Below are 26,418 nucleotides of genomic sequence, written 5' to 3'. Positions count from 1 at the left end.
TCTCCAGCAACAAACATCCCCCCGGAAGGGGAGTGGCACGACACCCCCCGACAGAGAGGCCGAACCCGACACGCCGGACGTAACGGACCCACCCGCAAAAAGAAAGCCGCCCCAAGGGCGGCTTTCCAGGCTTCGGCAAGAGGTGCCGGACTACTCGGCCAGGGCCTTGTCCTTGCCGGCGCGCAGGCCGGGGAGGAGCATGGCGCCGAGGGTGATGGCCGCGATCGCCAGCAGCGTCGCGCTGATCGGGCGCTCGACGAAGACGATAGGATCCCCGCGCGAGAGCAGCATGGCGCGGCGCAGGTGTTCCTCCATCATCGGGCCGAGCACGAAGCCAATGAGGAGCGGCGCCGCTTCCATCTTCAGCTTCGAGAAGATGTAGCCGAGGATGCCGAAGAACAGGGTCTGGTAGACGTCGAAGACCGAGTTGTTCAGCGAGTACACGCCGATCGCGCAGAACACGAGGATCGCGGGATAGAGGTACTTGTAGGGCACCTGCAGCAGCTTCACCCACATGCCGATCAGCGGCAGGTTGATGACGAGCAGCATCAGGTTGCCGACCCACATGGAGCAGATCAGGCCCCAGAACAGGTCGGGCTGGGCCTCCACCATGCGCGGGCCGGGCTGGATGCCCTGGATGATCAGCGCGCCGACCATCAGCGCCATCACGGCATTGGCCGGGATGCCGAGGGTGAGCAGCGGGATGAAGGAGGTCTGGGCCGCCGCGTTGTTCGCGGACTCAGGACCGGCCACGCCCTCGATCGCGCCGTTGCCGAACTGGTGGCCGTACTTCGAGAGCTTGCGCTCCATCATGTAGGAGCCGAAGGCCGCCAGCGAGGCGCCGCCGCCCGGCAGGATGCCGAGGATGGAGCCGATCAGCGTGCCGCGCAGCACGGAGGGGATCGAGCGACGGAACTCCTCCTTCGTCAGCATGAGGCTGCCGACCTTGCCCGACATCACCTGCCGCGCCTCGGGGCGCTCGAGGTTCAGGATGATCTCGCCAATGCCGAAGATGCCCATGGCGATCGAGACGAAGCCGAGGCCGTCGGACAGCTCGGGCACGCCGAAGGTGAAGCGCTGCTGACCGGTCTGCACGTCCGTGCCCACCAGGCCCAGCGCCACGCCCAGCACCACCATCGCGATGGACTTCAGCACCGAGCCCTGCGCGAGCACCGCGGAGATGATAAGGCCCAGCAACATCAGCGAGAAGTAGTCCGCCGGGCCGAAGGAGAGCGCCACCTGGGTGAGCAGCGGCCCGGAAGCCGCGACGACCAGCGTGGCGACTGAGCCGGCGAAGAAGGAGCCGCAGGCCGCGATGGTCAGCGCCGCGCCGGCCCGGCCGTTGCGGGCCATCTTGTAGCCGTCGAGCGCGGTGACGACCGATGAGACCTCACCGGGCAGGTTGAGCAGGATGGCGGTGGTGGAGCCGCCGTACTGCGCGCCGTAGTAGATGCCGGCGAGCATGATGATGGCGGTGGTGGCGGGCTGGCCGAAGGTGATCGGCAGCAGCAGCGAGATGGTGGCGACCGGCCCGATCCCGGGCAGCACGCCGATGGCCGTCCCGATCAGCGCGCCGAGAAGCGCGAAGAGCAGGTTGTCCAGCGACAGCGCGACCCCGAAGCCGTGCGCCAGATTGGTGAAGAGTTCCATGGCTTGTCCTGGCCCTTTCTTTCCTGGCGCTTACCCGAAGATCGTTGGCCAAAGCGGAACGCGGATGTCGAGTTCCCTGATGAAGACGAACCAGCAGATGACGCAGAGGGCCAGCGTCATCCCGGCGACGCTGACCGGGTTGTGCTCGCGGTCCGCCAGGGCCGAGATGAGGCAGAGCGCGGCGATCGAGAGCATCAGGCCCAGCGGTTCGAGCAGCAGGGCGAAGATCGCGAAGGAAGCCAGGACGAGGCCGAGCGGGCGCCAGGCCGGCGAGATCGCGAGGAGGAGCAGGGCGACGAAGCAGGCGGCACCGACCTGCACGTAGTTCGTATTGATGCCCATGGACTCCATCACGCGCCAGATCACGATGCCCACGGCAAGGCTGACGGCGAGGGTGGTGAGGTCGAGCTTCGTCCAGCGCTCCAGCGGGTCAGGCCCGTTGGTGAAGGCGAGGATGAACACGATCGCACCGAGGGCGAACTGCAGCCAGAAGACGAGCATGGGCATGTAGCCCGGGCCCATGCGACGCGCGGTGCCGAGCGTGTGCTGCTCCAGCCCCAGGCCGAGGAAACCGCCGTTGATGAACAAGCCCAGCACGGCGAGGAACATCAGGATGCCCCCGGCCCACAGGTCCTTTGCGCTGATCTTCATGAAGTCTCCACCCTTAGTCCCTCAGGAATCGGTCGAAAGGGGGGCTCGGCTGCGCGCGACGGGGCCCAACTGATCCAGGCCGCGAATCCTGGGAGGACCGTTATCGAGCGGTCCCCCCAGGCCTCGCGGCCGGCACATTTGGTGCCTTCGTCCTCGTGCGGGACGTGCCTCCCAGAAAGAGAGTGAGGCGCAACCTATGGGGCTGAGCAAGAAGCGACAAGCTTGCGATTGCCCACAGTCTTGTCATGGATGCTTCTTCACCTACGATGCAGCGCAACATAATTGCAGGACGCGATGGCATGACAGGCGCGCATGTGGCGGGAATCAATGAGCCCGGGCGGCGTATCGCGGAGCTGGCCTCCGCCTTGGCGCCGGGTCTCGCCGCCATCCGGCGCGACATCCACGCCCATCCCGAACTCGCCTTCGAGGAGGTGCGGACGGCGGGAATCGTCTCCGCCGAACTGTCGCGCCTCGGCATACTGCACCGCAGCAATGTCGGGGGCACGGGCGTGCTCGGGATGATCGAGGGCGGTCGGCCCGGCCCGACGCTGGCCATCCGCGCCGACATGGACGCGCTTCCCATCCACGAGGAGACAGGGCTTCCCTTCGCCAGCACCGTTGCCGGGAAGATGCACGCCTGCGGGCACGACATTCACACCGTCACGCTGCTCGGCGTCGCCGAGGTGCTGCGCGACCTCGCCCCGATGCTCGCGGGTCGCGTCGCCCTCGTCTTCCAGCCCGCCGAGGAGACGCTGGAGGGCGCCGCCGCCATGATCCGGGACGGCGCGGCCGATGGCATCGACATGGCCATCGGCTTCCACAACCACCCCGACATGCCGGTGGGCGAAACGGGTTACGCGCGCGGCGCCTGCCTCGCCGCCTCGGACCGCTTCGACCTGGCCATTCGCGGCCGCTCCGGCCACGCGGCGCATCCCGAATCGGCGGTGGACCCCATCCTGGCGGGCGCCCATTTCGTCACCCAGGCGCAGATGGTGGTGAGCCGGGAGGTGGACCCGATCCGCCCGGCGGTGGTGACGATCGGCATGCTCTCGGGCGGCACGACCTACAACATCATCCCCGAGCGCGTGCACCTGAAGGGCACGATCCGCACCCTCGATCCCGGGACGCGCGACATCGCGGAGGCCGCCATCCGACGCCTCTGCGCCGGGCTGGAGGCGGGCTTCCGGGTGAGCTGCGACCTCGACTACCGCCGCCTCGTCCCGCCGCTGGTGAACGACGACGCCGTGCTGGACCGCGTCCTCTCCGCGGTCTCCGCCCAGCTCGGCCGCGCGCCGGTGCAGGGCGTGGCGAGCATGGGGAGCGAGGACTTCGCCGAATTCGCCGGGCGCGTGCCCGCGATGCAGCTCCGCATCGGCTCCGGCGCGCCGGGGCGGGCCGACAAGCTGCACAATGCCGGCTACCAGCCGGACGAGGCCTGCATTCCGCTCGGCGTCCAGGCGCTGTCCCGCGCCGCGCTGGAGATCCTGGCGTGAAGGTCTGCGTCTTCGGCGCCGGGGCGATCGGCGGCCATCTCGCGGCGCGGCTCGTACGCGGGGGAGCGGAGGTGAGCGTGGTCGCGCGCGGCGCCAACCTCGCGGCCATCCGGGAGCGCGGGATCACGGTGGAGGCGAAGGACGCCACCTTCGAGGCCCGCCCGGCCGCGAGCGAGGACCCCGCCGCCTTCGGCCCTCAGGACGCGGTGGTGGTCACGGTGAAGGGCCACCAGCTCCCCGGCGTGGCCGCCTCCATCGCCCCGCTGCTGCGGCCGGACACGGCGGTGGCCTTCGTGATGAACGGCATCCCCTGGTGGTACTTCGACCGCCACGGCGGCGCGCTGGACGGCACGGCCCTGCCGGCGCTCGACCCCGGCGGGGCGATCCGCGCCGCGGTCGGGGTGGAACGGACGCTGGGCGGGGTCGTCTACTCCGCCTGCACCGTGACCGAGCCCGGCCGGATCGTGGTGGAGAACGAGCGCAGCCGGGTGGTCCTGGGCGCGCCGGGCGGGGAGGCGGGGGAGGGCGCGCGGGCCCTCTCGGCCGCGCTGGAGGCCGGGGGAGTCGCCTGCCCCGTCGTGCCGGACATCCGGCGCGAGGTGTGGATGAAGCTCGTCTCCAACCTCGCCTTCGGCCCGCTCTGCCTTCTCTCCCGCGGGGGGTTGGCGGCGACCCTTGCCGACCCGGCGATCCGCGCGGCCGCGAGGGCGAGCCTGGTGGAGGCGGCGGCCATCGCGCGCGGCCTCGGCATTTCGCTGGAACTCGACGTGGAGGCCCGGCTCGCCGCCTCGGCCACCATCGCCCACAAGCCCTCCATCCTGCAGGACATGGAAGCCGGCAAGCCGGTCGAGATGGAGGCGATGCTCCTCCAGCCTCTCGCCCTGGCCCGGATGGCGGGGGTGCCGACACCGATCCTGGATCTGACGGTCTCGCTGGCGCGCAAGGCTGCGGAAAGCTCCGGCCAGTACGCGCCTCCCATTTAGGGATGGCATGAGAAAGCCGGGCAGAGAGACCTGCCCGGCGTTCCGGTGAGCCCTGCCGCGCTTACCAGCGGTAATAGGGACGGTAGGCGACCGGCGGAGGCGCGTAATAGGCCACCGGCGGGGGCGGCGCGTAATAGACGGGCGGCGGGGGCGCGTAGGCGACCGGCGGCGCGTAGTAGACGGGCGGCGGCGGGGCATAGACCGCCGGCGGCGGCGCGGCCACGGCGGCACCCGCCAGGGCACCGAGGGCCAGGCCGCCGATCAGGGCGCCGGCCACCGCGCCACCATGGCCATGACCATGGCCGCGGCGATGCCAGCCCTGTGCCTCGGCGGGGGCGGCGGCGGCTAGGGCCACAACGGCGGCACCGGCGAGGACGAGACCACGGAACTTGTTCATCGAGGAGCCCTCCCAGGGCTGATGTCGGGGCGAGTGTGCTGCCGGACCGGTACCGAATTATGGCAGCCCGTAGGTCACATCATGGCCCGCGAAGCAGTAGAAATATGGGCCTCCGCCGCCCTTTCGGGAAGAGGCCGGGGCAGGGCGGTCTGGCCGAGGACCCATCCTTCCCAGCGCGTCACCCAGGGGTCGTCGGGGATGAAGTCCGGCCGCGCGCCGTCGAGAACCGCGATGACGCAGAGAAGGCCGAGAAGGCTGTCCAGCCGGTCCTCCCCCGCGGCATCCGCCCCGAAGCCGGCGGCGATGAGGTCGCGCGAGGCCGGGGAGGGGAGGACGCCCAGCCGCTCCATCGCCGCGCGAAGGGCCGGGGCGGCGCCGAGCCGCGCCTCCCGCGCGCGCTTGCTGCCGGGCAGGCGCAGGCCGAGATGCCGCATCGCCTCGGCCGGGTAGGTCTCGGCCAGCACCGCGTGGCCCGGAGCGAGGAGCCCGTGCAGCGGCCCCTCGAAGGGCCAGAGTCGGAGCGGCGCGCCGCCCGCCAGGGAGGGGGCCAGCCAGTCGCGCCAGGCGGCGATGGCGGCCTTGCCCGTCTGGTTCGCGCCCAGCGTCCAGAACAGGGGGGCGCCGGCGGGGCGCTCCGCGGTGGCTCGGTCGCAGAGGCGGGAGAGATGCTCCGGCCCCTCCATGCCGAGGGCAGCGGCATGGGCGGCCCGCGTCATGCCCCGCAGCCCGCGCGCGGGATAGAAGGGCCGGTCGGGCGAGACGGTGTCGAGCCCCTCGCTCACGCGGAGGAAGGGCGAATCGGAGCGGAGGGCGCGAAGGAAGGCGGGAAATCCCGGCTCGGGCCGCCCGGCGGCCCAGGCGCGGGGCAGGCCGAGCGGGAGGTCGAGGCCGAGGACCACGGGCGCCCCCGCGGCCAGGAGCCCCGCGGTGAGGACGGCGGGATCGCCCACCGGCACCGCCGCTTCCACGGTCCAGGCCCCGCCGTCCCGCCGGGCGATCGTGACCCAGCGCTTGCCGGGATGGGCGGACCAGTCTGCATGGGCGGCGACGAGAGCGCCGCCCGGGGCGGCGAGAAGAGCGCCGCCCGGGGCGGCGACCAGCGCGCCGCCCGGAGGGGAAGGGGCGCTCAGCGCGATCCCTTCAGCGGCAGATGGGCGCGATCGAGCAGCCGGCGCAGGAAGCCGGGCTTCTTCGGCGGAGTGACCTCCGCGGCACGGCGGGCCGCTCCTTCCTGCGCGGCGCGGCGCTCCTCCTCGCGGTCGCGCTCCTTGGCGGCGAGCCACTTCTCCAGCGTCATCCCCGCCTTCGCGGCGCGGCGGGCCTCGTAGGCGCGCTGGGCGTCGGTCATGCGGGGCGCGCCGGGCTTGCCCGGGTCGGTCTTGCCGGCGTTGCGTGCCTCGTCGCGCGGGGTCTGGGCGGCCATGGTGGGGCTCCGGTATTCTTGTTGTGGCCCGAGCCGTGCGTGCGGGCCGCGATGGAATGGCGTGGCCCCGTGCCGCCATCAAGCCCCCTTCGCGCGGAGCCCCTGCCATGGCACCCCTCCCGGCCTGAAGGAACGGGGATGCGGCATGGAAGCGCGGGTGAAGGCGGGGCTCTGGACCTCCATGGCGCTGCGGATGGGGGACGCCGCCGGCCGCCCCGGCGCGGTGCTGCGCAAGGGCGACCCGGACAGCGGCGGCATCCTCTGCGTGCTGCGCGGGCGGGAGGGGCTGGTGGTGCTCTCCCAGACGCGGGACGCCGCCGGGCGCCCGGCCTGGCTCCGCGGCACCGGCGCCGATCCCGTCGATGACGCGGCGGCGGACGCCTATGTCGCCCGGCAGGTGAAGCGCGACCCCGACCTCTGGGTGCTGGAATTCGAGGCGCCGGACCTGCTGCCGCCCTTCGAGGCGACGGTCCTCTGACCCCTCAGCGATCCGTCAGCCGCAGCTCGATGCGCCGGTTGCGCGCGCGGGCGGCGGGGGTGTCGGCCGTGTCCACCGGCTGGAACTCGCCGAAAGCCGTCGCCGCCACCCGGTTCGCGGGCAGCCCGTTCTGGATCATCAGCTGCGCCACCGCGATGGCGCGGGCGGCCGAGAGCTCCCAGTTCGTCGCATAGCGATTGCCGGAGCCGGAGCGGATGGGCGAGTTGTCCGCGTGGCCATCCACCCGCAGCACCCAGTTCGTGCCCTCCGGGATACGGCGCGCGATGTCGAGCAGCAGGGCGGTGACATTGGCAATCTGCTCGCGCCCGCCTTCGGAGAGATCCGCGCTGCCCACGGGGAACAGCACCTCCGACTGGAACACGAAGCGGTCCCCCGCGATGCGGATCTCGGGCCGGTCGCCCAGCACGTCCCGCAGCCGCCCGAAGAAGTCCGACCGGTAGCGCTGAAGCTCCTCCACCCGCGCGGCCAGGGCGGCGTTCAGCCGCTGGCCGAGGGCGGCGATCTGCGTGTCCTTCTCCCGGTCCTGCGCCTCCTGGGCATCGAGGGCGGAGGCGACGCGGCGCAGCTCGGTTCGCAGCGCGTCGAGCTGCTGCGTCAGCAGCGCGGCCTGGGCGCGGGCGCTCTCGGAGAGGCGCGCACTCTCCCCGGCCTGGGCCTCGGCGGCGCGCCGGGCCTCGGATTCGGTGCGCGCCGTGCGGGCGGCCTCGGCGAGCTGGGCCTCGCTCAGCCCCCGCGCGCGGGTCGCCTCGGCCAGGGCCGCCTCGGCGGCGGCGCGGGCACGCGCGGCCTCGGCGGTGGCGGCGGTCGCGGCGGCGGCGGTGCCCTCGGCCGTCCGGCGGCGGCGCTCCTCCTCATCGGCGCGGGCGAGGGCGGCGCGGGCCTGCGCCTCCGTCTGGTCCCGCAGCGCGGTCAGCGCGCGGATCTGCTCGTTGAGCCGGACGATGTCGGCCAGTCGGCCCTCAATCGTCGCGCGGTCGGCCACGCCCTGGCGCCCCAGGCGATCGGCTTCCTCCCGCAGGGCGGCGAGGTCGCGGCGGGCGGTCTCCAGCGCGGCGCGGGTCTCGGCCAGCGTGCGCTCCGCCCCTTGCCGCGCCGCCTGCTCGCTCGCCAGGGCGCGGCGGGTCTCGGTGAGGCCGGCGACGGTGCGCGCCGTATCGGCGCCCGCGGCCTGGGCGCCGGTCAGCGCCTCGGTCAGCCGGGCCTCGAGGCTGGTGATGCGCTCGGCCGTGCCGCGTGCGGCGAGTTCCGAATCGGCGAGGCGGGCGGCGAGGCGGTCCCGCTCGGCCTGCAGCGCGTCGCGGGCGGTGGCGCTGCGCCCGGCCTCGTCGCGGAGCCCGGTAAGGTCGCGCCGGGCCGCGTCCCGGTCGGTCGCGGCGGCGCGGGCCTCCTCCTGCGCGCGGGAGAGGGCGGAGCGCAGCTCCTCCGTCCCGCCGCGCTCAAGGGAGAGAAGTTCCGCCAGCTCCGCCACCTGCCGGTTCAGCCGGTCCAGCGCCCGGTCCCGCGAGGAGAGGGCGACGGAGAGGAAGCCCTGCGCCAGCACGAAGACGAGCAGGACGAAGATGATGATGATGAGGAGCGTGGCCAGCGCGTCCACATAGCCGGGCCAGGCGTTCAGCCCCTCCTGCTGGCCCCGGCGCGCGCGTCCTATCGCCACGGGTGGCCTTGCCCCTGCACGGTATGGGCGGGCGCCGTCACGGCTGCGGCGGCGCGTCGGCCAGCGCGGCGATGGTGCGGGCGAGGACCTTGATCTCGGAGCGCAGCTCCTGCGTGGACTGCGCGCGTCCCTGGGCCGATTCCTCCAGCAGGCGGGCGAGGTAGAGCTCCACGTTCCGCAGGTGCCCGCGCGAGGCCGCCTCGTGCTCCCCAGCCTCGGCCAGGCGCTGGAGGGTGGGGCCGAGGCCGGCCTGGCTCTCCGCCATGCGCCCCATCAGCATCTGGTTCGCGCGCATCTGGTCGGTCAGCACGGAGAGGCGTTCCGTCAGCGTCTCCAGCGCGCGGCCGGACTGGGCGCTGCGCTCCTCCCCGCGGGCGAGGATGCGCTGGAGCCCTTCCAGGTTCTCGGCCGTCTGCTCCAGCAGCGCCTGGACATAGGCGGGGACGGAGCCGCCCTCCGCGCCACCCTCGCCGAGCACGCCGGAGGAGAGCCGCGTGACGCCGGCCAGCCACTCCTCCAGCTCGTTGTAGAAGCGCGTCTGCGCCTGCCCCGCCGTGAGGTCGAGGAAGCCGAGGACGAGCGCGCAGGCGAGGCCGAGCATGGAGGAGGAGAAGGCCACTCCCATACCCGCCAGCGGCTGGGCGAGGCCGCTCTTGAGCTGGTTGAACAGCGTCGTCACGTCGCCGGTGCCGACGGACATGTTCTGGATCACGTCGGAGACGGAGCCGATCGTCAGGATCAGCCCCCAGAAGGTGCCGAGCAGCCCGAGGAAGATCAGCAGCCCCGTCATGTAGCGGGACAGCTCCCGCTGCTCGTCGAGGCGCGAGGCGATGCCGTCGAGCACGCTGCGCATCGCGCCCGTGGAGAGGCTGAGGCGCTCGCCCCGCCGGCTCGCCAGCATTGAGGCCATGGGGGCGAGGAGGCGCGGCGCGGGATGCGCCGTCTCGCCCGGCCGGTGCGCGCGGAAATTCTCCAGCCAGTGCACCTCGTTCCGCAGCATCAGCACCTGCCGCACGCACCAGCCCGTGCCGAGGAGGAGGATGCCGAGGATGAGCGCGTTCAGCACGGGGTTCACGGCGAAGGCGTGCCGGAGCTGGGCGAAGAGCAGTGCCGCCACCAGCGCCACGCAGACGAGGAACAGCACCATCCGGAGGAGATAGCGGTTGGGATTCGTCATCTGTCTCAGCCGCCTCGCGGCGCGGATGAGGTGGGGGCGGCGGGGGGCGGCGCGGCGGCCGCGTCCCGCGGGCGGGCGCGCGGCGGGGCGATGATGTCGATCGCGTCCGCCTCCTCATCCGTGCGGCCGAGCGGGCGGAGGTCGATCCGGGTGCCCGGAAGTCCGCCGCGGGTGAGGGACTGCTTCACCGTGATCGCGCGGGCGAGGCTCGTGCGCCGGGCGACGGAGGGGTCGTCCTCGGGCCCGGCGGCCTGGGCGAGCACCGTGACCCGCCCGCTCGTCTGCTCGGCGAGGTAGCGGCCGATCGTCTCGATGGCGAGCCGCGCCCCATGCTCCGGCTCCCCGCGCCCGCTCCGCCCACCCAGGCGCCAGCCGCCCGCGGGGAGGCGGGTGAAATCCGGGCCGAGGGGGAGGTTCGCGATGTCGGCCGGCAAGGCGGGGCGCGCGGCCGCGGAGAGATCGGCGGGCGAGGGGGCGGCGCCGGCGGGGCCGGCCGGGGCCTCCGCGTCCGCCTCTCCGGAGAGCACCGGCTGCGCGACCGCCGCAGGGACGGCGAGCGGGGCGGCGAGCAGGAGCGCCAGGGCCGCCGCGATGCGACGATGAGCGACAGTCTTCACCTCTCCACGGTAGGCCAGAAACGGAGCGGTTAGAAGAGAGATGGCCAAGTGTGTCCGGCTACCCCGGCGGGCGGCTGCCGCGAGTGAATCGGGGGTACGGGTGTGCTGGCGCGGGCTGACCCCACTCCCTCATCCCTCCCCCGGAGCGGGATGAGGGAGGGGAGGCCAGCGCATGCGAGCCTGCTTAATCCTTCGATCATCTCTCATGGTCATGATCGGCGATCAGCATCGATACGGAAAATCCGGCATGTGGACGCTGCGGGCGGGACAAGGTGAAGGGAGCGGTCAAGCCGCCCCGCTGTGGGGAGGCGACTCCACGAGTGGAAACGGACGAGCCGACCGGGGACAAATCCCTGGCCGTGACAGCCTACATGCCAGCGAAGCCAAGCATCAGGGCACGTCTCCTCCGCGAGTTACGGCTACCTCACCTGCAGGGATGGGGGGTGCCGAGCTCTCTTCCCGCCGCGTTTGGCAGGCCGAAGCCGGCCAAGCCAGGCTCTTGGGCGAGGATGCGCCGCTGTCGTCCCCCTTGGTGGCTGAAATGGGGCCGTGCCGATGAGCCCGCGCGACGCCATGCTCCCCCGCTTCAGCGCCCCCGCGGCAGATCGGCGCCACGATAACTCCCCACCTCAGCCTTCCCGCCGGCTGACCCTTACCGAACTGGCCAATCGGTACGGTTCTGACAAAGGGGACGAGATCCGCGACCGGCACGGATACACCTATGTCTACGATCTCATCTTCGGGCCCAGCCGGGACAAGCCCATCGTTCTACTGGAGATCGGTCTCGCGATCGGTGGTCCCGAGACGTCCGCCGGGCGCTTGGAAAGGCGAGTCGATAGCCCCTCTGTTGCCATGTGGCTGGAGTACTTCACGGAGGCGCAAATCGTCGGCTTCGACATCTCCGACTTTTCGCACATCAGGCATGAGCGCTTCAGCTTCGTGCGAGGTGATGCAGGGGATCGCGATCACCTACATCGGTTGAGCGAGGCCGCCCCTGCCTTCGATATCATCATCGATGACGGTTCCCATGCCTCCTATCATCAGCAGCACTGCCTGAAGCACCTCTGGCCTTCCCTGAAGAGTGGAGGGCTCTACATTATCGAGGACCTGCACTGGCAATCGCCGGTCTATGAAGCCGCGCTTCCCGATGTGCCTCGCTCGGCCGATTTGTTCGAGTCGGCGTTCAGGCATGAGAGATTGTTCGACTCCGCCCTGTTCTCGAGCGAGGAGCTTGCCCGGCTCCGAACCGAGGTAGAGACTTTCTCAATCTTTCGAGATGTCGTGGCCGGGGTAAGCGTGCCGAAGCTCCTCGTCCTGAGAAAGCGCGGGGAGGGGGGCGCCCAGTCGGTGCGTGCGAGCAGTCCCCTGACCTCCGGCGCGGAGAGAAGCGTCAGGCGTGAACTCCGCTCCTTCGATCTCTTCGATACCCTCATCGCGCGCCGCTGCGTTCAGCCGCATGCCGTATTCGATCTTGTCGAGCAACGCCTCGGCCTTACGGGGTTCGCTGCGCTACGGATCGCTGCCGAGGCCGGCATCGCGCACCGTGAGTACACCCTTCAGGACATCTACGATGCGATGGCTCTGCGCTGGCCGGATCTAACTGACAGGTTATCCGAGGCGAGGGACCTTGAGATCGAGACCGAGATCGAGAACCTTTTTCCGATCCCCGAGAACATCGCGAAGGTGTCACCTGGCGACATCGTCGTCTCGGACATGTACCTGCCCGCAGATGTTGTCGAGGTTCTGGTGCGTTCCGTGGCCGGGCTACGCGATGCCGGGGTTTACGTATCCTCTCACGGAAAGCGTCGCGGGACGGTCTGGAAAGCGCTAGAGGAACAGTTCAGGATTACGCACCACCTCGGCGATAATCCTGACACGGACATCGTCTCACCGACCAAGTTCGGCATCCCCGCGACTCTCACCAGAGTAGCCGAGATGACAGCCATGGAAGCGAGTGTTGCTGGCCGCGGCCTGCCCTCCCTTGCCCGGGCGATGCGTGAAGCGCGCCTGCGCAGCTGGCATGGTGAGCACGACGCTCGTCAACTGCAACTCCTGCAGGTGGGGGTGAACCTCCCCATGCTGCTGGTCGCTGCAGTCCTGGTGCTCCGTGCCGCGCGCGAGAGGGATGTTTCCCGCATCCTGGCATCCGGGCGCGATTGCTATCTGTGGTCCCACCTTCTGCGCTTCCTTCAAGATGAGTTCGCGCCGGGCGTTCAGACTGAGTACTTTTTCACAGGACGTATCCCCCGTAGTTTTCCATCCGTGAGTTACGCAGGCTATGTTCGGCATCTTTTGAAGGGTGAGAAAGCGTTCGTGCTGGATATCTGCGGCACTGGTTGGTCGCTGCAGCGTATGTGCGAGCAGCTCGACCTTACGAATGTCCAGCCCGTGCTGATTCAGATGATCGGGGATCAGTCGCTACGACGGCGATACGAGGGCTGGGGGCCCACACGATGTTCCGCCTCTTTGCTGACGCTTCTCGATTCTGACCGGCCCTTTGACAACGAGATCGCCGAGTTGGCCAACCCTGCGCCGCATCCAACCGTGCTGGACGTTGCCCTGAAGGACGGGCAGGCTGCGCCGCTCTTCGCGGACATACAGGCGAGCAGGGAGGAGCTTCGCACCAACAAGATTCAGGATGAGGCGTTTCTCTCATCATCCTGCTTCTTTCTTGGCAGGCCTGTCCTCGACGAGCTCAGCCGGGCACCGTCGGACCTTCTCTCTGCAACGCTCGAAGCGCTCTACGGCTCTTACGACCAGTTCCGCGACGCATTCGCCGGGCGCATCCCGGAACATCGCTTGCAGGATGCTGCCGTCTGCCGGTTGCTGGCGGAGATGGGGGAGAAATGGAGGTCCAGGGCGGCCTGAAGGGTCGAGAACGCGGCAAGGAGGTATGTCCGGTATCCGTACTACCCAGTGGGGCGGGAAGACCGGACCATCCCGTTCCGCGCCTCAGGCTCTTGCCTGCCGGGTGGATGCGCCTCCCAGGCATCCCTCCCGGATCGTAGGAGCGCGCGGCAGCGTGGCGACGCCACCAGGCGTCAGCCGGCCGCCTCGCCCCCGGCGCGGCGCTCCGCGACATAGGCGATGCCCTCGGCCACCGCCTCGCGCAGCTTCGGGTGCAGGAAGGGGTTGCCCGCCACGATGTTACCAGTGGCGTAGGGGTCCTCCTCGCCGGGGCCGGTCACATAGCCGCCAGCCTCGCGCACCATGATGATCCCCGCGGCGCAGTCCCAGCGCTTGAGGCCGAGCTCCCAGTATCCCTCGTAGCGCCCGGCCGCCGTCCAGGCGAGGTCGAGCGCCGCCGAGCCGAAGCGGCGGATGCCGGCGACCTGCGGCATCAGCCGGGCGAGGGTGGTGGAGAACTCGGCGCGGGTCGGCACCTTGGCGAAGGGGATGCCCGTCGCGAAGAGCGCCGAGTTCATCTCGCGCCGGCCGGAGACGCGGAGCCGCCGGTCGTTGAGGAAGGCGCCGCGGCCCTTCTCCGCCCAGAACAGCTCGTCGGTCGCGGGGTTGTAGATCACCCCGGCCATGATCTCGGTGGAGGTGGGCGAGACGCGCTTCTCGATGCCGACGGAGATGCACCACTGCGGGATGCCGTGGAGGAAGTTGCTGGTGCCGTCGAGCGGATCGACGACCCAGCGCCATTCCCAGTCCGCATCCCCGCTCTCGCCGCTCTCCTCCATGAGGAAGGCGAAGCCGGGGCGGGCGCGGCGCAGCTCCTCGCGCAGCGTCTCCTCGGCGCGCAGGTCGGCCTGGGAGACGAAGTCGCCCGGTCCCTTGCTGCTGACCTGGAGGTTCTCCACCTCGCCGAAGTCGCGCAGGAGGCGCCGCCCGGCCTTGCGGGCGGCGTTCACCACGACGGTGAGGGCGGGCGAGAGACGTGCGGAGGGTTGTGCGCCGGACATGCTCAGCCCTTGGCGCGCTCGAGGTAGGAGGCGTCCTCCGTGCGGACGACGATCCTCTCCCCGGCCGTGATGAAGGGCGGCACCATCGTCTTCACGCCGTTCGACAGGACGGCCGGCTTGTAGGAGGAGGAGGCGGTCTGCCCCTTCACCACCGGGTCGGCCTCGACGATCTCGAGCACGACCGTGTCCGGCAGGTCCATGGAGACGGGCTCGCCCTCGATGAGGCGGACGTTGACCGTCATGTTCTCGTTCAGGAAGGGCAGGCGGTCGCCCAGGATGTCCTTCGACACCGTGGTCTGCTCGAAGGTCTCGGGATCCATCAGGACGAGGTGGTCGCCCTCGGCGTAGGAGAAGGTGAATTCCTTGTCCTCGGTCGTCAGCCGCTCGACCGTGTCGGCGGTGCGCCAGCGCTGGTCCTTCTTCGCGCCGGTCTTGATGTTGCGCATCTCGACCTGGATGACGGCCGCGCCCTTGCCGGGGATCATGATGTTCTGCTTGAGCACGGTGTAGCGCGCGCCCTCGAACTCGATGACCATGCCGGCGCGCATTTGATTGGCCTGCATCTTCGCCATGGTGGGGCGTCCTGTTCGTCGTCTGGGATTGGGAAGGATCGGCGGCGGGCCATACACGGGCGGCCCGGTGCTGGCAACCGCGCGCCGGTGCCCGTGGCCGCCGGGCCGGGCGTCGCCTCTCGCACCGGCGGCATTGCTCACAGATTCGAGAGCGCATTTAAGGGGAAAAGCTGTGGGAACAGCTTCGGGCCGCCCTGCAATGTGTTGAAATAAAATCTGCTTTTCGCGTCAAGCCCTGTGGAAAACCCTGTGAGGAACCTGTTCCCGCATGGCATCCTTTCCGGGGATGAAGCTGGCAACGATCAGTCGGCATAGGTCCCGGCCGCCTCGATCACCGGCTTCCACTTGGCGATGTCGGCCGTCCAGAAGCGCTGGTGCGCCTCGGGCGTCGCATCGGCCTGGGAGACGGGGGCGGTGCCGATCTCGGCGAAGCGCTGGACGATCTTCGGCTCCCGCAACGCGGCCTGGAGCGCGCCGGTCAGCCGCGCGCGGACCGGGGCGGGGGTGCCGCGGGGCGCGTAGAGCCCGTGCCACACCGTCACCTCGAAGCCGGGCAGCCCGCCCTCCGTGGTGGTGGGGATGTCGGGCAGGGTGGCGATCCGCTGGCGGGAGGGCGTGGCGAAGACCTTCACCGATCCCGCGCGGATGTATTCCGTGGTCTGCGTCGTCTGGTCGCAGAGGAGGTCCACCCGCCCGCCCAGGATCTCCTGCATCGCCGGCCCCGTCCCGCGGAAGGGGATGACGGTCGGCCGCGCCCCCACGGCCCGGGCCAGCAGCGCGCCGCAGAGCGCCGAAGAGGAGCCGATGCCCGCATCCGCCAGGTTGAAGCGATCCCCCTGCGCCCGCATGAAGGCCACGAGATCGGCCAGGCTGCTCGCCGGGATGTCCTTCCGCCCCACCAGCGTCATCGGCACCTCGGTGACGAGGCCCAGCGGGTCGAAGCCGTTCACGGGGTCGTAGGCGAGGCGGCGGTACATGGTGGGGATCACCCCCATGCCGATGTGGTGCAGCAGGACCGTGTACCCGTCCGGCCGCGCCGTCGCCACGCGCTGGGCGCCGAGCGTGCCGCCCGCCCCCGTGGTGTTCTCCACCACGACCGGCTGGCCGAGCCCCTGCGCCATCGTCTCGGCCAGCAGCCTCCCCACGATGTCGGTCGGCCCGCCCGCGGCGAAGGGGATGACGAGGGTGATGGCCCGGGTCGGGAAGGCGGGCGTCGCGCCCTGGGCGCGGGCCGCGCGCGGGGGGGCGAGCATGGCAAGGCCGGACGCCGCGAGGGCGCGGCGGGTGGTCTGGGGCATGGACTGCTTCTCTCCGCGGGGATGCCCTGAGTCCGGGCGTCCCTCCTTGCGCGGAGTCTGGACCCGCGCCGCCGCCGGGGGGAAGGGGTTTCGGCCCCTGCCGTCCCGCCCGGCGCTACGGGGCTTCGCCCGGCGAGCTGCCCGGCAGCCGGCGAAGGATCCAGCGCCGCAGGCCCTCGTCGCGGAAATCCGCCACGGTCAGGGCCGCCCCTTCGCCCCTCATCTCCGCCTCCCCCCGGGAGGTCAGGAGGCCCGCGGTGGCGATGCCCGCGGCGCGGGCGGAGGCGAGGCCGGAGCGGGAGTCCTCGAAGGCCACGGCATCGCCGGGCGGCAGGCCGAGGCGCTCCAGCGCGCGGAGATAGGGCTGCGGGTCCGGCTTGTTGCGCTCCACATCCTCCCCCGTTACGAGGAAGTCGAGGAGGCCGGCCAAGCCGATGCTCTCCAGCACCGCCTCCACGCTGTCCCGCGGCGAGGTGGTGACGAGCGCGCGGGCCATGCCCCCCTCCCGCGCCCAGCGCAGGAAGTCGGCGGCGCCGGGCACGGCGCGCACCTCGTCCAGATGGGCGCGGACGAAATCCTCCTTCGCGCGGACGACCGCCTTCCGCTCCTCCTCCGGCGCGTCGGGGAGGGCTTCCGCGACGATGACGGCGTTCGGGCGCCCGGCCATGCGGCGGCGGTAGAAATCCCCGTCGATCGTCAGGCCGGGGCGGCGGAGGACGGCCTGGAAGGCGCGGAGATGGAGGGGGTCCGTATCCGCCAGCGTGCCGTCGAGGTCGAAGAGAAGAGCGAAACGGGGGCTCAAGGCGCCGCATCCGCCTGGAAGTGCTCGCCCCCGAGCGGCCCCCGCACGCGCCACCCGCCTTCCGCCCGCTCGGCGAAGTCGGGGCCGATGGGCGCCTTGCCCTGGCCCTCCGGGAGGTCGAGCGCGTAGGTCGGCCAGGCCAGCCCGGTCAGGCGGCCGCGCAGGGAAGCCAGCAGGGCGCGGCCCTCGGCGATCGGCACTTCGAAGCGGGCGGTGCCGGGCGCGCGGTCGAGCTGGTGCAGGTAGTAGGGCTTCACCCGGTTGGCGAGCATCGTCCGCAACAGCGCCTCCATCGCCTCCGCCGTGTCGTTCACCCCGCGCAGCAGCACGGACTGGCCGAGCAGCGCGACGCCCGCGCGGGAGAGGCGGCGGAGCGCCGCGCGCGCGGCATCGGTGAACTCGCGGGCGTGGTTGGCGTGCAGGCAGAGGAAGAGGGCGGTCTCCGTGTCCAGCGCCTCGGCCAGCGCCGCCGTCACCCGGCCGGGATCGGCCACGGGCACGCGGCTGTGCAGGCGGATGATGCCGATATGCGGCATGGCCGAGAGGCGGCGGACGATATGGGCGAGGCGGCGGGGGGAGAGCATCAGCGGGTCCCCCCCGGTCAGGATCGCCTCCCGCACGCCGGGATTGGCCGCGAACCAGTCCAGCGCCGCCTCCAGCTCCGCCTCGTCCAGCACCCCGCCCGCGGGCCCCACCTGCTCCCGCCGGAAGCAGAAGCGGCAGTAGACGGGGCAGGCGAGCAGAGGCTTGAGCAGCGCGCGGTCGGGGTAGCGGTGGACCACGCCCTTCACCGGCGTGTGCGGCCCGTCCGCGATGGGGTCGGCCAGCTCCTGCGCGGTGGCGTCCAGCTCCGAGGGGTGGGGGAGGTACTGGGCGGCGATCGGGTCCGCCGGGTCCGCGGGGTCGATCAGCGCCGCCATGGCGGGGGTGACGGAGACGGCGTAGCGGGCCGCGACGGCCCGCAGCGCGGGCAGGTCGCCGGGCGGCACCAGCCCGGCGCCGGCGAGGGCGTCGGCGTCGCGGAGGGGGCGGGCGGGGAGGGAGCCGTCGGGCATGGCCGGGGCTGGTAGCCCCAACCGGGGCGTTGTGTCACGGAGGCGGCGGCGCGTCCCGCGCATGGAGGCCCCCGCGATGCCGCATGATCCGCCCCCGCCGGCCCTCCCGCCCGCCGCTGCCGGAGCCCCGAGCCCCCCGGCACCCAGCGCGGCCCCGCCCAGCCCGACCTCTCCCAGCCCGGCCTCGCCCCGCACGACCTTGCTCCGGACGGCCCCGCCGCCCTGGCATCCCGATGCCCTCGCCGCCCGCCTGCCCGCGTTGCGGCGCCGCGCCGCGCTGCTGCGGGACACCCGCGCCTTCTGGGAGGGACGGGGCTGCACCGAGGTGGAGACGCCCGCCCTCGTCCCTGTGCCGGGGATGGAGGTGCATCTCCACGGCTTCCGCTCCCGCTTCGAGCCGCATCTCGGGCGCGGGGAGGGGCGGGACCTCTGGCTCCGCACCTCGCCGGAGCTGGCGATCAAGCGGCTGCTGGTGGGCGGCGCGGGGAGCGTGTTCGAGATCGCCCGCGTCTGGCGCAACGGGGAGGTCTCGGCCCGCCACGCGCCGGAATTCACCATGCTGGAGGTCTACCTGGCCGGGGCCGGGATGGAGGGGTTGATGGAGGCGGTGGAAGACTATCTCCGCGCCGTCCTGCCCCGCCGCGTCCTCCATACCGGGGTGGAGACCGACCTGTCGCTCCCCTTCGAGCGGGTGAGCGTGGCCGGGGCCTTCGCACGGCTGGGGCTGGACCTCCTCGCCTCCGTCGATCCCCGGACGGGGGAGGGGGATGCCGCCGCCCTCGCCGGGCTGGCACGGGAGGCCGGGCTGGCCGCGCCGGAGGGGCTGGGCTGGGAGGACCTCTTCTTCCACCTCATGCTGGAGCATGTGGAGCCCCGCCTGGGCCGGGAGCGCGCGACCTTCCTCACCCACTGGCCCGCCCCCCAGGCGGCCCTCGCCCGCCGCGACCCGGCCGACCCCCGTGCCGCCCTCCGCTTCGAGGTCTTCGCCGCCGGGCTGGAGCTGGGCAACGCCTTCGACGAGCTGCTGGACCCCGCCGAGCAGGCCGCGCGCTTCGCCCGTGACGTGGCGGAGCGCGAGGCGCTCTACGGCCCGGGCTGGGGGGTGGACAGGGACTTCCTCGCCGCCCTCGCCCAGGGCATGCCCCCCACCGCCGGCATCGCCATGGGCTTCGACCGCCTCGCCATGCTGGCCGCCGGTGTGCCCGACCTCGATGGGGTGCGCTGGCTCGGCGGCTGGCCCTACGAAGGGTAACGCCGGGCCGGTAAGCGCATCGAACCCGTGCATCGGGCGTTGTGTGCGTCGGAAACGGAGGACGTACACATGGTCGATACGAGGTCGTTGCTGGAAGGATTCCTGGGCGGCGGTTCGCGCGGGGGCGGGATTGGAAGCCTGGGCGGGGGAAGCTCCGGCTCCTCGGGCGGCATCGGCAGCCTCGGCGGGGGCGGCGGTTCGCTCGGTGACGTGCTGGGCGGGCTGTTCGGCGGCTCCGGCGGCGGCATCGGCAGCCTGGGCGGCGAGAGCCGCGGCGGCGGCGGGTTGTTCGGCGGCTCGGGCGGCGGCATCGGCAGCCTTGGTGATAGCGATAGCCGGGGCGGCGGGATGTTCGGCGGCCCGATCGGCAGCCTGGGCAACGAGGACCGCGGCGGCGGCGGGCTGTTCGGCGGCTCCGGCGGCGGCATCGGCAGCCTGGGCGGGGGCGGCATGGGTGGCGGCGGTCTCGGCGGCGGGCTCGGTGGTGGGCTGGGCGGGATGCTCGGCGGCGGGCTGGGCACGGCGGCCGCGGGCGGCCTGCTCGGCTCCCTGCTCGGCGGCGGGCGCCGGCGGCGCGGCGGCGGCGGGCTGATGCAGATGGGCGGCATGGCCGTGCTGGGCACGCTGGCCTATCGCGCCTGGAAGCAGTTCCAGGAGTCGCAGGGCGTGCCCGAGCAGGCGCGCGGCGGGGCTGCGGCGCCCTCCGCACCGCCGACCTCCGGCCCCTGGGCCGGCGCGACGGCACCGGCCGCGGGCGCGCCCGTGGGGGCCAGGGGCGACGTGCCCGACCCCAACGAGTTCGCGCAGGAGGAGATGGAGGCGGCCGACGGGCAGCCCTTCGGGCTCTCCGTGATCAAGGCCATGGTCTCGGCCGCCAAGGCGGATGGGCACATGGATGCCGACGAGCGCAACCGCATCTTCGGCGAGGTGGAGAAGCTCGGCCTCGATGCGGAGGCCAAGAGCTTTGTCTTCCAGGCGATGGACGCGCCGACCGATCCCATCGGCATCGCTGCCCTCGCGCGCACCGACGCGCAGAAGGCGGAGATCTACATGGCCTCCCGCCTCGTGGCGGAGCCGGACACGGCGGCGGAGCGCGCCTATCTCGACGCGCTGGCGCACCGGCTGGGCCTGGCCGCCGGGCTGCGGCAGTCGCTCGATGCCCAGGCCGACGAGGCGCACCAGCTCGTGGAGTCCGGTGCGCTGAACCAGCCGCAGGGGGGCGGCGCCGCGCCGCAGGCGTGACCTAGCCGGGCAGGAGCGCGCGCGCCTCGGCCGCGCGCTCCACCGGCCAGGCGTAGAAGTTGAAGATGTAGGGCTCCGACGCCTCGAAGACCGAGGGGTCGGGGCTCGCGCGCTGCATGGTCGGCCGGTGCAGCGCCTCCATCGGCCGCCAGCGCCCCTCATGGGCGAAGAAGGTCTCGTAGCCCAGCGCGTCGAGGAGGGCGGGCACGGCCCAGGTGCAACCCTCCGCGTGGCGCTCCTCCAGTTCGAGGGTCAGCACGGGGCGGCAGCGGGCGAGGGTCTCGCGGGCGCCGTGCAGCACGGCGAGCTCCGCCCCCTCAGCGTCGAGCTTGATGGCCGTGACATCGGGCAGGGCGAGGCTGTCGAGGGTGATGACCGCCACCCCCTCCCGCCGCACCGCCACCCGCCCGCCCTCGTGCTCGGCGAAGCTCTTGGCGGTGCTCGCCCACTGCCACTGGGGCTCGCCGTCGAGCACGGGGAGGGAGAGGTCGAGCCGGCCGGGCGCGTCGCCCAGCGCCTCCGGCCGGATCGTGATCCCGGGATGGCCGGCGGCGGCCCTCTCCAGCGCCGCGCGGGCATGGGAGAGGGGCTCGAAGGCGATCACCGAGGCCCCGGGCAGCGCCGCGAGGGGCAGGGTCAGCAGCCCCTCATGGGCGCCGACATCCACGATCGTGCCGGGGCGGTGCAGGGCGGTGATGAAGGCCAGCTCGTCCATCCCCCACCCCTGGCCCGCGCCGCGCGGGCGCGCAACCGGCGGGCGCCACGCGGCGTTGAGGGCGGCGGAACGATACGGAGCCGATCATGCGCGTCCCCGCCCTGGCCACCTGCGCGATGCTGCTGGCCGCCCCCGCCCTGGCCAACCTGAACGACGGCGTGTCGAACACCGGCCGCTCGCCCGGCGCGCCGATCGACCGCAGCCCGCACACGGCCGAGGCCGACAAGGCCTATTCGAGCGGCGGCGCCGTGCTGGAGAGCATGCCGGGCGCCCCCGCCCCGGCGCCGATCCAGACCGCCCCGGCCGGCTCGACCCGGCCGCAGAACATGCCGGCCCGCTGAGGGCGGGCGACCGCCGACAGGGGCCGCCACGCCCGGGTGCTCCCGGGGGTGCGCGGCCCCTTGCCTGTCACCCCTCCGCCGCGGCGATGGCCTCGTTCATTGCCCGCACCCCGGCCGCCGGCCCCTCCGGATGGGACCAGACCGCCCCGACCACGGCCAGGAAGTCAGCCCCCGCCCGCACCAGCGGGGCGCAGTTCGCCGCGGTGATGCCGCCGATGGCGACGCAGGGGATCTCGAAGATCGAGGACCACCACTCCAGGATCTCCAGCTCCGGCCGGTGCCGCGCGTCCTTCGTAGTGGTGGGGAAGAAGGCGCCGAAGGCGACGTAATCGGCGCCCATCTCGCCCGCCCTCATCGCGAGGTGCCGGCTGTCATGACAGGTAATGCCTAGAGTGGCCTCGCGCAGCAGGGCGCGGGCCGCGGCGTGGTCCCCGTCCTCCTGGCCGAGATGCGCGCCGTCGCATCCCGTGCGCGCGGCGAGTTCCGCGTCGTCGTTCAGGAGGAAGGCGACATCGCGGGACTGGGCGAGGGGGCGCAGCGCGTCGATGGCGCGCAGCACCTCATCCTCTGGCGCGTCCTTCAGGCGAAGCTGGAGGCAGGCCACGTCGCCGGCATCCAGCGCGCGGGCGAGGGTGTCGGGGAAGGTGGCGAGGTCGATGCGGGGCGGGGTGACGAGGTAGAGCCGGCAGCCGCGGGGCTCGGGGGGATGGGGCACGTCTTGGGGGTCCGGGAAGTGGGGGCGGGGCGGGCGGACGGCCCGCCCCGCACGGGGTTCAGGCCTTGTAGACCTCGATGATGTCGGAGAGGAGCTTCAGCGCCTCCGCCTTCGGCCGCTGGAAGGTGTTGCGCCCGATGATGGAGCCGTTGCCCCCGCCGGCCCGGATGCCGCGCGCCATCTCGGTCATCGCCTCGCTCGTGCCGGACTCGCCGCCGGAGAAGACGACGAGGCGGCGCCCGCCGAAGCAGGACTGGACCACGTGCCTGATGCGCCCGGCCAGCGTGCCGATCTCGGGCACCGGCGCCTTCTCGTAGGTCTTCTTCGCGGCGTCGAGGGAGATGGCCTCGGTGGGCGGCTTCACCTTGATGATGTGGGCGCCGAGCAGCGCGGCCATGTGCGCGGCATAGGCGCAGATGTCGAGCGCGGTCTCGGCGGTCTTGTCCAGCGTCGGGCCGCGCGGGTAGCTCCAGACCACCACGGCCAGCCCCGCCGCCTTCGCCTCCTCCGCCAGCTCGCGCAGCTCCTCCATCATCTCGAACTGGTATTCGGAGCCGGGATAGATGGTGAAGCCGATGGCCGAGCAGCCCAGCCGCAGCGCGTCCGCGACGGAGCCCGTCACCGCCTGGTCCTTGGTGGTGGATAGCGAGTTGGAGGAGTTCACCTTCAGGATCGTGGGGATCGCCCCGGCATAGGTGGAGGCGCCGGCCTCGATCATGCCGAGGGGCGCGGCATAGGCGTTCAGCCCGGCCTCAATCGCCAGCTCGAAATGGTAGCGGGGATCGTAGGCGGCGGGATTGGGGGCGAAGGAGCGGGCCGGGCCGTGCTCGAAGCCCTGGTCCACGGGCAGGATCACCATCCGCCCCGTGCCGCCGAGCCGCCCCTCCATCAGGATGCGGGCGAGGTTGCCCTTGGTTCCCGGATTGTCGCTCTCGTACCAGGAAAGGATGTCGCGGACCGCTGGCGTGAGCTGCACCTTCTATCTCCCTTTTCCTGCCCCGTTCCCGGGCCTGTGCGGAGTAAGCCGCAGCCACGCGGGGCTGTCACGGACAAGACGCGCCCGCCGCCCCGCCGGGCGCTGAACCCTCGGGCGCAGGCGCGCCGAGATGGCGGGCGAGGATCGCCCTGCCGCCGGGCTTCCTGAGATCCAGCCGGGAGAGGTCCAGCGCCTCCGGCGGAACCGGCAGCAGTGTGGCGCCGAGCTCCGCCGCCGCCGCCTCCACCGCTGGGAAGGAGGGATGCGCGGGGTCCAGCACCAGCAGGCGCCAGCCCTGGCGGAGTGCGTCGAGGGCGAGACCGGGCGCGGCGCCGCAGTCGAGCGCGGCGCGGTGCGGCGCGCTCGGATGCGCCGCCGCCGCCCGCGCGACCATGGCCGCCACCACCGCCGCCCCCGGCCAGGCCGCCGCGCCGGGCGCGGAGACGAGCAGCACCCCCGCCGGCCCGGCGAGGCGGAGGGCCGCCGCGGCCTCGGCCTCGGATCGGAAACGGATCGCGGGAATGGTCAAGGTTGACCCTCTTGCGGGCGGGTGCGTAAAGCCCTCACGCTCGCGTGTGAAGCCCGGGGACGGGCATCTTGCCATAACGGGCCCGCCGGGGCGCGAGCGCCGCGCGGGCGTTGAGGATCGAGGACGGGATGTCGGACAGCCTGGGTGAGGCGGCCGCGAGGCTGGAGGCGGCGGTGGAGCGCCTGGCCGAGGCGGCCGCGCGCCGCCCGCGGGCCGCGCCGGCCGGCGTTCCCCCGGAGGAGGTGGCGGCGCTCTCCGCGCGGCTGGAGGCGACCATCGCCCGGCTGCGCGCCGCGCTGCCCGAGGGGTCCGAGCCCGAGGGATCTGAGGTTGTCGGGGACCCCGAGAGCGATGATGGTGCGGACGACGAGGTCCCGCCGGGCGAGGCGCGGCACGGCGCCCCCGGCGGCGAGCGGGACTAGGCAGGAAGAGGGCTGAGCTTTGGGACAGGTCACGGTTCGCGTCGGCGGCTACAGCCACCCCGTCTCCTGCGAGGACGGGCAGGAGGCGCATCTCGTCGCCCTCGCGGCGGAGGTGGACCGGCGCGTCGCCTCGGTCCGGACGATGGGCGGCTCCTACGGCGAGTCCCGGCTGCTGCTGCTCGCCTCCCTTCTCCTGGCGGACGAGGTGCACGACCTGAAAGTGGAGCTGGCCCAGGCCCGCGCCGGGATGGCGCCCCCCTTGCCGCTGCCCGGGTCGCCCACCGACCCCCGGCTGGCCGAGCGCCTCGCGCGGGTGGCGGAGCGGATCGAGGTCATCGCCGCCGATCTCGGGAAATCCTGAACGGGATTCCTGACCCGGAATCCTGATCGGGCGCCCTGGCGCCGGGCGGGCCGAGCGCCTAGATAGGGTGGGCGGGGCTGCCTTTCGCGCCAGGCAAATCATCCCCAGGGCCAATAAGCATCCTCCGGGAGCTGGCTCTGTCCGGACCCTGGTCCGGGTATCTGGTGCCCACCTGCGCTAGCAGGCCTTGGGAGGACGAATCGCCAGCGGTCATGGTGGCTCCGCACCTGACTCCCCCTCCGGGCGACGATGCCCTTCTCCGCGCGGCCAAGGTCGTGGCGCGGGAGGAGGCGCAGGCGCGTCGTGCCCGCGCCGACGCGCGCGGTGCCGGCCCGGCGCTCGCCGCCCATGTGCTGCGCGACTCCTCGCCGCCGCCGGGCGCGGTGGTGGCCGGCTTCTGGCCGATGGGGCACGAGATCGACATCCTGCCCCTGCTGCGCGCCCTGGCCGCGCGCGGCCATCCCCTCTGCCTGCCGCGCACGCCCAAGCGCGGCCTTCCCCTCGACTTCCGCGCCTTCGCCTTCGGCGACCGCATGGCCAAGGGCCCCTTCGGGACCGTGCAGCCGGAGGAAGGGGCGCCCGCCGCCGTGCCGGGCTTCGTCATCGTGCCGCTCCTCGCATTCGACCTCTCGGGGCGGCGCCTGGGCTATGGCGGCGGCTATTACGACCGCACCCTGGCCGCGCTGCCCGGTGTGCCGACGCTCGGCGTGGCCTTCGCCTGCCAGAGGATGGAGGTGGTGCCCGCCGGCCCCCACGACGCCCCGCTCGACGCGGTGGCGACGGAAGCGGGGGTGATGCGGTTCCGGGAGGCGCAGGGCGCGTGAGAATCCTCTTCCTCGGTGATGTCGTCGGCCGGTCCGGGCGCGACGCGGTGGTCTCCCGCCTGCCCGGGTTGCGGCGGGAGCTGGCGGCCGACCTCGTGGTGCTGAACGCCGAGAACGCCTCCCACGGCTTCGGCCTAGCCCCCGAGATGGCGCGGGCCTTCCTGGAGGCCGGGGCGGACGTGCTGACGCTCGGCAACCACGCATGGGACCGCAAGGAGATCATCCCCTATATCGAGGGCGAGCCGCGGCTGATCCGCCCGATGAACTACCCCCCGGGCACGCCGGGGCGGGGGGCGACGGTGGTGGAGGTGCCCGGCCGCGGCCGCGCCCTGGTGATGCAGGTCATGGGCCGCCTCTTCATGGAGCCGCTGGACGACCCCTTTCGCGCCGCCCAGGCGGAGCTGGCCCGGCACAGCATGGGCGCGAACGGCTCCGTCCAGGCGGTGGTGGTGGACATCCATGCCGAGGCGACGAGCGAGAAGCTCGGCTTCGGCCACTCCTTCGACGGGCGGGTCAGCCTCGTCGCCGGCACCCACACCCATGTCCCCACCGCCGACCACCAAGTGCTGGAGGGCGGCACCGCCTATGTCAGCGATGCCGGCATGTGCGGCGACTACGACAGCGTGATCGGCATGGGCAAGGCCGGCGCCTCCATCCGCTTCTGGCGCAAGGTGCCGAGCGAGCGCCTCGCCCCCGCCGAGGGCGAGGCCACGCTCTGCGGCGTGCTGGCCGAGACGGACGACGCGACCGGCCTCGCCCGCCGCATCGGGCCGGTGCGGCTGGGCGGGCGGCTCTCCCAGGTCATGCCGGGCTTCTGAGCGCCCGGGCCGGTCCCGGCCCCCTTCCTCCCCGCTGAAACCGA

28 protein-coding genes and 1 other RNA gene are annotated in these 26,418 nt (G+C 72.4%); 12 read left to right on the top strand and 17 right to left on the bottom strand.

Going from position 1 to position 26,418, the window contains the following annotated elements:
- Nucleotides 1-150: 150 nt before the first annotated feature.
- Both FHS87_RS14490 and FHS87_RS14485 read right to left on the bottom strand, forming a co-directional pair.
- Complete coding sequence (locus tag FHS87_RS14490; protein WP_184519676.1) at nucleotides 151-1,650, bottom strand: tripartite tricarboxylate transporter permease; 1,500 nt, start codon at nucleotides 1,648-1,650, stop codon at nucleotides 151-153.
- 30 nt (nucleotides 1,651-1,680) lie between these two features.
- Nucleotides 1,681-2,301: a tripartite tricarboxylate transporter TctB family protein gene (locus tag FHS87_RS14485; RefSeq protein WP_184519673.1), complete on the bottom strand. Its 621-nt coding sequence runs from the start codon at nucleotides 2,299-2,301 to the stop codon at nucleotides 1,681-1,683.
- A gap of 299 nt (nucleotides 2,302-2,600) precedes the next feature.
- Here FHS87_RS14485 and FHS87_RS14480 point away from each other — a divergent pair, with 299 nt between their 5' ends.
- Both FHS87_RS14480 and FHS87_RS14475 read left to right on the top strand, forming a co-directional pair.
- Nucleotides 2,601-3,794, top strand: coding sequence for a M20 metallopeptidase family protein (locus FHS87_RS14480; RefSeq protein ID WP_184519670.1), 1,194 nt, complete (start codon nucleotides 2,601-2,603; stop codon nucleotides 3,792-3,794).
- Nucleotides 3,791-4,777, top strand: coding sequence for a ketopantoate reductase family protein (locus FHS87_RS14475; RefSeq protein ID WP_184519667.1), 987 nt, complete (start codon nucleotides 3,791-3,793; stop codon nucleotides 4,775-4,777). Before FHS87_RS14480 ends, FHS87_RS14475 begins: the two co-directional genes overlap by 4 nt.
- Before the next feature lie 61 nt (nucleotides 4,778-4,838).
- On the opposite strand, the gene FHS87_RS14470 is transcribed toward FHS87_RS14475, so the two are convergent.
- The 3 genes from FHS87_RS14470 to FHS87_RS14460 all read right to left on the bottom strand — a co-directional run bounded on the left by FHS87_RS14470 (nucleotide 4,839) and on the right by FHS87_RS14460 (nucleotide 6,597).
- Nucleotides 4,839-5,174, bottom strand: a complete 336-nt coding sequence (locus FHS87_RS14470; RefSeq protein WP_184519665.1) for a hypothetical protein — start codon at nucleotides 5,172-5,174, stop codon at nucleotides 4,839-4,841.
- Between the two features lie 74 nt (nucleotides 5,175-5,248).
- Entirely contained in the window at nucleotides 5,249-6,142 is an 894-nt protein-coding gene (locus FHS87_RS14465; RefSeq protein WP_312862001.1) for a hypothetical protein, read from the bottom strand.
- Between the two features lie 158 nt (nucleotides 6,143-6,300).
- On the bottom strand, nucleotides 6,301-6,597 hold the full coding sequence (locus FHS87_RS14460) for a hypothetical protein (RefSeq protein WP_246418406.1): 297 nt from the start codon (nucleotides 6,595-6,597) through the stop codon (nucleotides 6,301-6,303).
- Between the two features lie 145 nt (nucleotides 6,598-6,742).
- Here FHS87_RS14460 and FHS87_RS14455 point away from each other — a divergent pair, with 145 nt between their 5' ends.
- The gene (locus tag FHS87_RS14455) at nucleotides 6,743-7,075 is read left to right on the top strand and encodes a DUF1491 family protein (protein ID WP_184519662.1); all 333 of its coding nucleotides are present in this window, start codon (nucleotides 6,743-6,745) and stop codon (nucleotides 7,073-7,075) included.
- Nucleotides 7,076-7,079: 4 nt separating this feature from the next.
- On the opposite strand, the gene FHS87_RS14450 is transcribed toward FHS87_RS14455, so the two are convergent.
- The 3 genes from FHS87_RS14450 to FHS87_RS14440 are packed head-to-tail and all read right to left on the bottom strand — an operon-like array spanning nucleotide 7,080 to nucleotide 10,544.
- The gene (locus tag FHS87_RS14450) at nucleotides 7,080-8,750 is read right to left on the bottom strand and encodes a peptidoglycan -binding protein (protein WP_184519658.1); all 1,671 of its coding nucleotides are present in this window, start codon (nucleotides 8,748-8,750) and stop codon (nucleotides 7,080-7,082) included.
- A gap of 37 nt (nucleotides 8,751-8,787) precedes the next feature.
- On the bottom strand, nucleotides 8,788-9,927 hold the full coding sequence (locus tag FHS87_RS14445; protein ID WP_184519655.1) for an FUSC family protein: 1,140 nt from the start codon (nucleotides 9,925-9,927) through the stop codon (nucleotides 8,788-8,790).
- 5 nt (nucleotides 9,928-9,932) lie between these two features.
- On the bottom strand, nucleotides 9,933-10,544 hold the full coding sequence (locus tag FHS87_RS14440) for a hypothetical protein (protein ID WP_184519652.1): 612 nt from the start codon (nucleotides 10,542-10,544) through the stop codon (nucleotides 9,933-9,935).
- Nucleotides 10,545-11,099: 555 nt separating this feature from the next.
- On the opposite strand from FHS87_RS14440, the gene FHS87_RS14435 reads away from it, so the two are divergent.
- A complete protein-coding gene (locus tag FHS87_RS14435; protein ID WP_184519650.1) occupies nucleotides 11,100-13,412 on the top strand; it encodes a hypothetical protein in 2,313 nt (770 codons plus the stop codon).
- Between the two features lie 173 nt (nucleotides 13,413-13,585).
- On the opposite strand, the gene FHS87_RS14430 is transcribed toward FHS87_RS14435, so the two are convergent.
- The 5 genes from FHS87_RS14430 to FHS87_RS14410 form a co-directional block, all read right to left on the bottom strand.
- Nucleotides 13,586-14,452, bottom strand: coding sequence for an inositol monophosphatase family protein (locus tag FHS87_RS14430; protein ID WP_184519647.1), 867 nt, complete (start codon nucleotides 14,450-14,452; stop codon nucleotides 13,586-13,588).
- Nucleotides 14,453-14,454: 2 nt separating this feature from the next.
- Nucleotides 14,455-15,024 (bottom strand): elongation factor P, encoded by a 570-nt coding sequence (gene efp / locus FHS87_RS14425; RefSeq protein WP_184519644.1) that lies wholly within the window; start codon nucleotides 15,022-15,024, stop codon nucleotides 14,455-14,457.
- A gap of 302 nt (nucleotides 15,025-15,326) precedes the next feature.
- On the bottom strand, nucleotides 15,327-16,322 hold the full coding sequence (locus FHS87_RS14420) for a tripartite tricarboxylate transporter substrate-binding protein (protein ID WP_184519641.1): 996 nt from the start codon (nucleotides 16,320-16,322) through the stop codon (nucleotides 15,327-15,329).
- Between the two features lie 115 nt (nucleotides 16,323-16,437).
- The gene (locus FHS87_RS14415; protein WP_184519638.1) at nucleotides 16,438-17,124 is read right to left on the bottom strand and encodes an HAD family hydrolase; all 687 of its coding nucleotides are present in this window, start codon (nucleotides 17,122-17,124) and stop codon (nucleotides 16,438-16,440) included.
- Nucleotides 17,121-18,179, bottom strand: coding sequence for a lysine-2,3-aminomutase-like protein (locus FHS87_RS14410; RefSeq protein WP_184519636.1), 1,059 nt, complete (start codon nucleotides 18,177-18,179; stop codon nucleotides 17,121-17,123). The genes FHS87_RS14415 and FHS87_RS14410 overlap by 4 nt, the downstream gene beginning before the upstream one ends.
- 76 nt (nucleotides 18,180-18,255) lie before the next feature.
- Between FHS87_RS14410 and epmA the strand changes: the two genes are divergently transcribed.
- Both epmA and FHS87_RS23790 read left to right on the top strand, forming a co-directional pair.
- Nucleotides 18,256-19,431: an EF-P lysine aminoacylase EpmA gene (gene epmA, locus FHS87_RS14405; protein ID WP_184519633.1), complete on the top strand. Its 1,176-nt coding sequence runs from the start codon at nucleotides 18,256-18,258 to the stop codon at nucleotides 19,429-19,431.
- A gap of 69 nt (nucleotides 19,432-19,500) precedes the next feature.
- Nucleotides 19,501-20,673 (top strand): tellurite resistance TerB family protein, encoded by a 1,173-nt coding sequence (locus FHS87_RS23790; RefSeq protein WP_246418405.1) that lies wholly within the window; start codon nucleotides 19,501-19,503, stop codon nucleotides 20,671-20,673.
- A 1-nt stretch (nucleotide 20,674) separates the two neighbouring features.
- Here FHS87_RS23790 and FHS87_RS14395 read toward each other — a convergent pair whose 3' ends face one another.
- Entirely contained in the window at nucleotides 20,675-21,388 is a 714-nt protein-coding gene (locus FHS87_RS14395) for an FkbM family methyltransferase (protein WP_184519630.1), read from the bottom strand.
- Between the two features lie 86 nt (nucleotides 21,389-21,474).
- Between FHS87_RS14395 and FHS87_RS14390 the strand changes: the two genes are divergently transcribed.
- Nucleotides 21,475-21,729, top strand: a complete 255-nt coding sequence (locus FHS87_RS14390) for a hypothetical protein (protein WP_184519628.1) — start codon at nucleotides 21,475-21,477, stop codon at nucleotides 21,727-21,729.
- Nucleotides 21,730-21,796: 67 nt separating this feature from the next.
- On the opposite strand, the gene thiE is transcribed toward FHS87_RS14390, so the two are convergent.
- The 3 genes from thiE to FHS87_RS14375 all read right to left on the bottom strand — a co-directional run bounded on the left by thiE (nucleotide 21,797) and on the right by FHS87_RS14375 (nucleotide 23,949).
- Nucleotides 21,797-22,444 (bottom strand): thiamine phosphate synthase, encoded by a 648-nt coding sequence (thiE, locus tag FHS87_RS14385; RefSeq protein ID WP_184519625.1) that lies wholly within the window; start codon nucleotides 22,442-22,444, stop codon nucleotides 21,797-21,799.
- 58 nt (nucleotides 22,445-22,502) lie between these two features.
- Complete coding sequence (locus FHS87_RS14380) at nucleotides 22,503-23,420, bottom strand: class I fructose-bisphosphate aldolase (protein ID WP_184519622.1); 918 nt, start codon at nucleotides 23,418-23,420, stop codon at nucleotides 22,503-22,505.
- Between the two features lie 67 nt (nucleotides 23,421-23,487).
- Nucleotides 23,488-23,949, bottom strand: coding sequence for a hypothetical protein (locus FHS87_RS14375; RefSeq protein WP_184519619.1), 462 nt, complete (start codon nucleotides 23,947-23,949; stop codon nucleotides 23,488-23,490).
- A gap of 128 nt (nucleotides 23,950-24,077) precedes the next feature.
- Here FHS87_RS14375 and FHS87_RS14370 point away from each other — a divergent pair, with 128 nt between their 5' ends.
- The 5 genes from FHS87_RS14370 (at nucleotide 24,078) to FHS87_RS14350 (ending at nucleotide 26,374) form a co-directional block, all read left to right on the top strand.
- The gene (locus tag FHS87_RS14370; protein ID WP_184519616.1) at nucleotides 24,078-24,371 is read left to right on the top strand and encodes a hypothetical protein; all 294 of its coding nucleotides are present in this window, start codon (nucleotides 24,078-24,080) and stop codon (nucleotides 24,369-24,371) included.
- A 19-nt stretch (nucleotides 24,372-24,390) separates the two neighbouring features.
- The gene (locus tag FHS87_RS14365) at nucleotides 24,391-24,732 is read left to right on the top strand and encodes a cell division protein ZapA (protein WP_184519613.1); all 342 of its coding nucleotides are present in this window, start codon (nucleotides 24,391-24,393) and stop codon (nucleotides 24,730-24,732) included.
- Between the two features lie 71 nt (nucleotides 24,733-24,803).
- Nucleotides 24,804-24,958, top strand: a non-coding RNA gene (gene ssrS, locus FHS87_RS14360) — 6S RNA.
- Nucleotides 24,945-25,556 (top strand): 5-formyltetrahydrofolate cyclo-ligase, encoded by a 612-nt coding sequence (locus tag FHS87_RS14355; RefSeq protein ID WP_184519610.1) that lies wholly within the window; start codon nucleotides 24,945-24,947, stop codon nucleotides 25,554-25,556. The genes ssrS and FHS87_RS14355 overlap by 14 nt, the downstream gene beginning before the upstream one ends.
- Nucleotides 25,553-26,374, top strand: coding sequence for a TIGR00282 family metallophosphoesterase (locus FHS87_RS14350; protein ID WP_184519607.1), 822 nt, complete (start codon nucleotides 25,553-25,555; stop codon nucleotides 26,372-26,374). Before FHS87_RS14355 ends, FHS87_RS14350 begins: the two co-directional genes overlap by 4 nt.
- Nucleotides 26,375-26,418: the final 44 nt, after the last annotated feature.

The sequence above is a fragment of the Muricoccus pecuniae genome (genome assembly GCF_014199205.1).
Classification (GTDB): Bacteria; Pseudomonadota; Alphaproteobacteria; order Acetobacterales; family Acetobacteraceae; genus Roseomonas; species Roseomonas pecuniae.
Note: the sequence above shows the minus strand (reverse complement) of the source record. Positions and strands in the feature narration are given on the sequence as shown.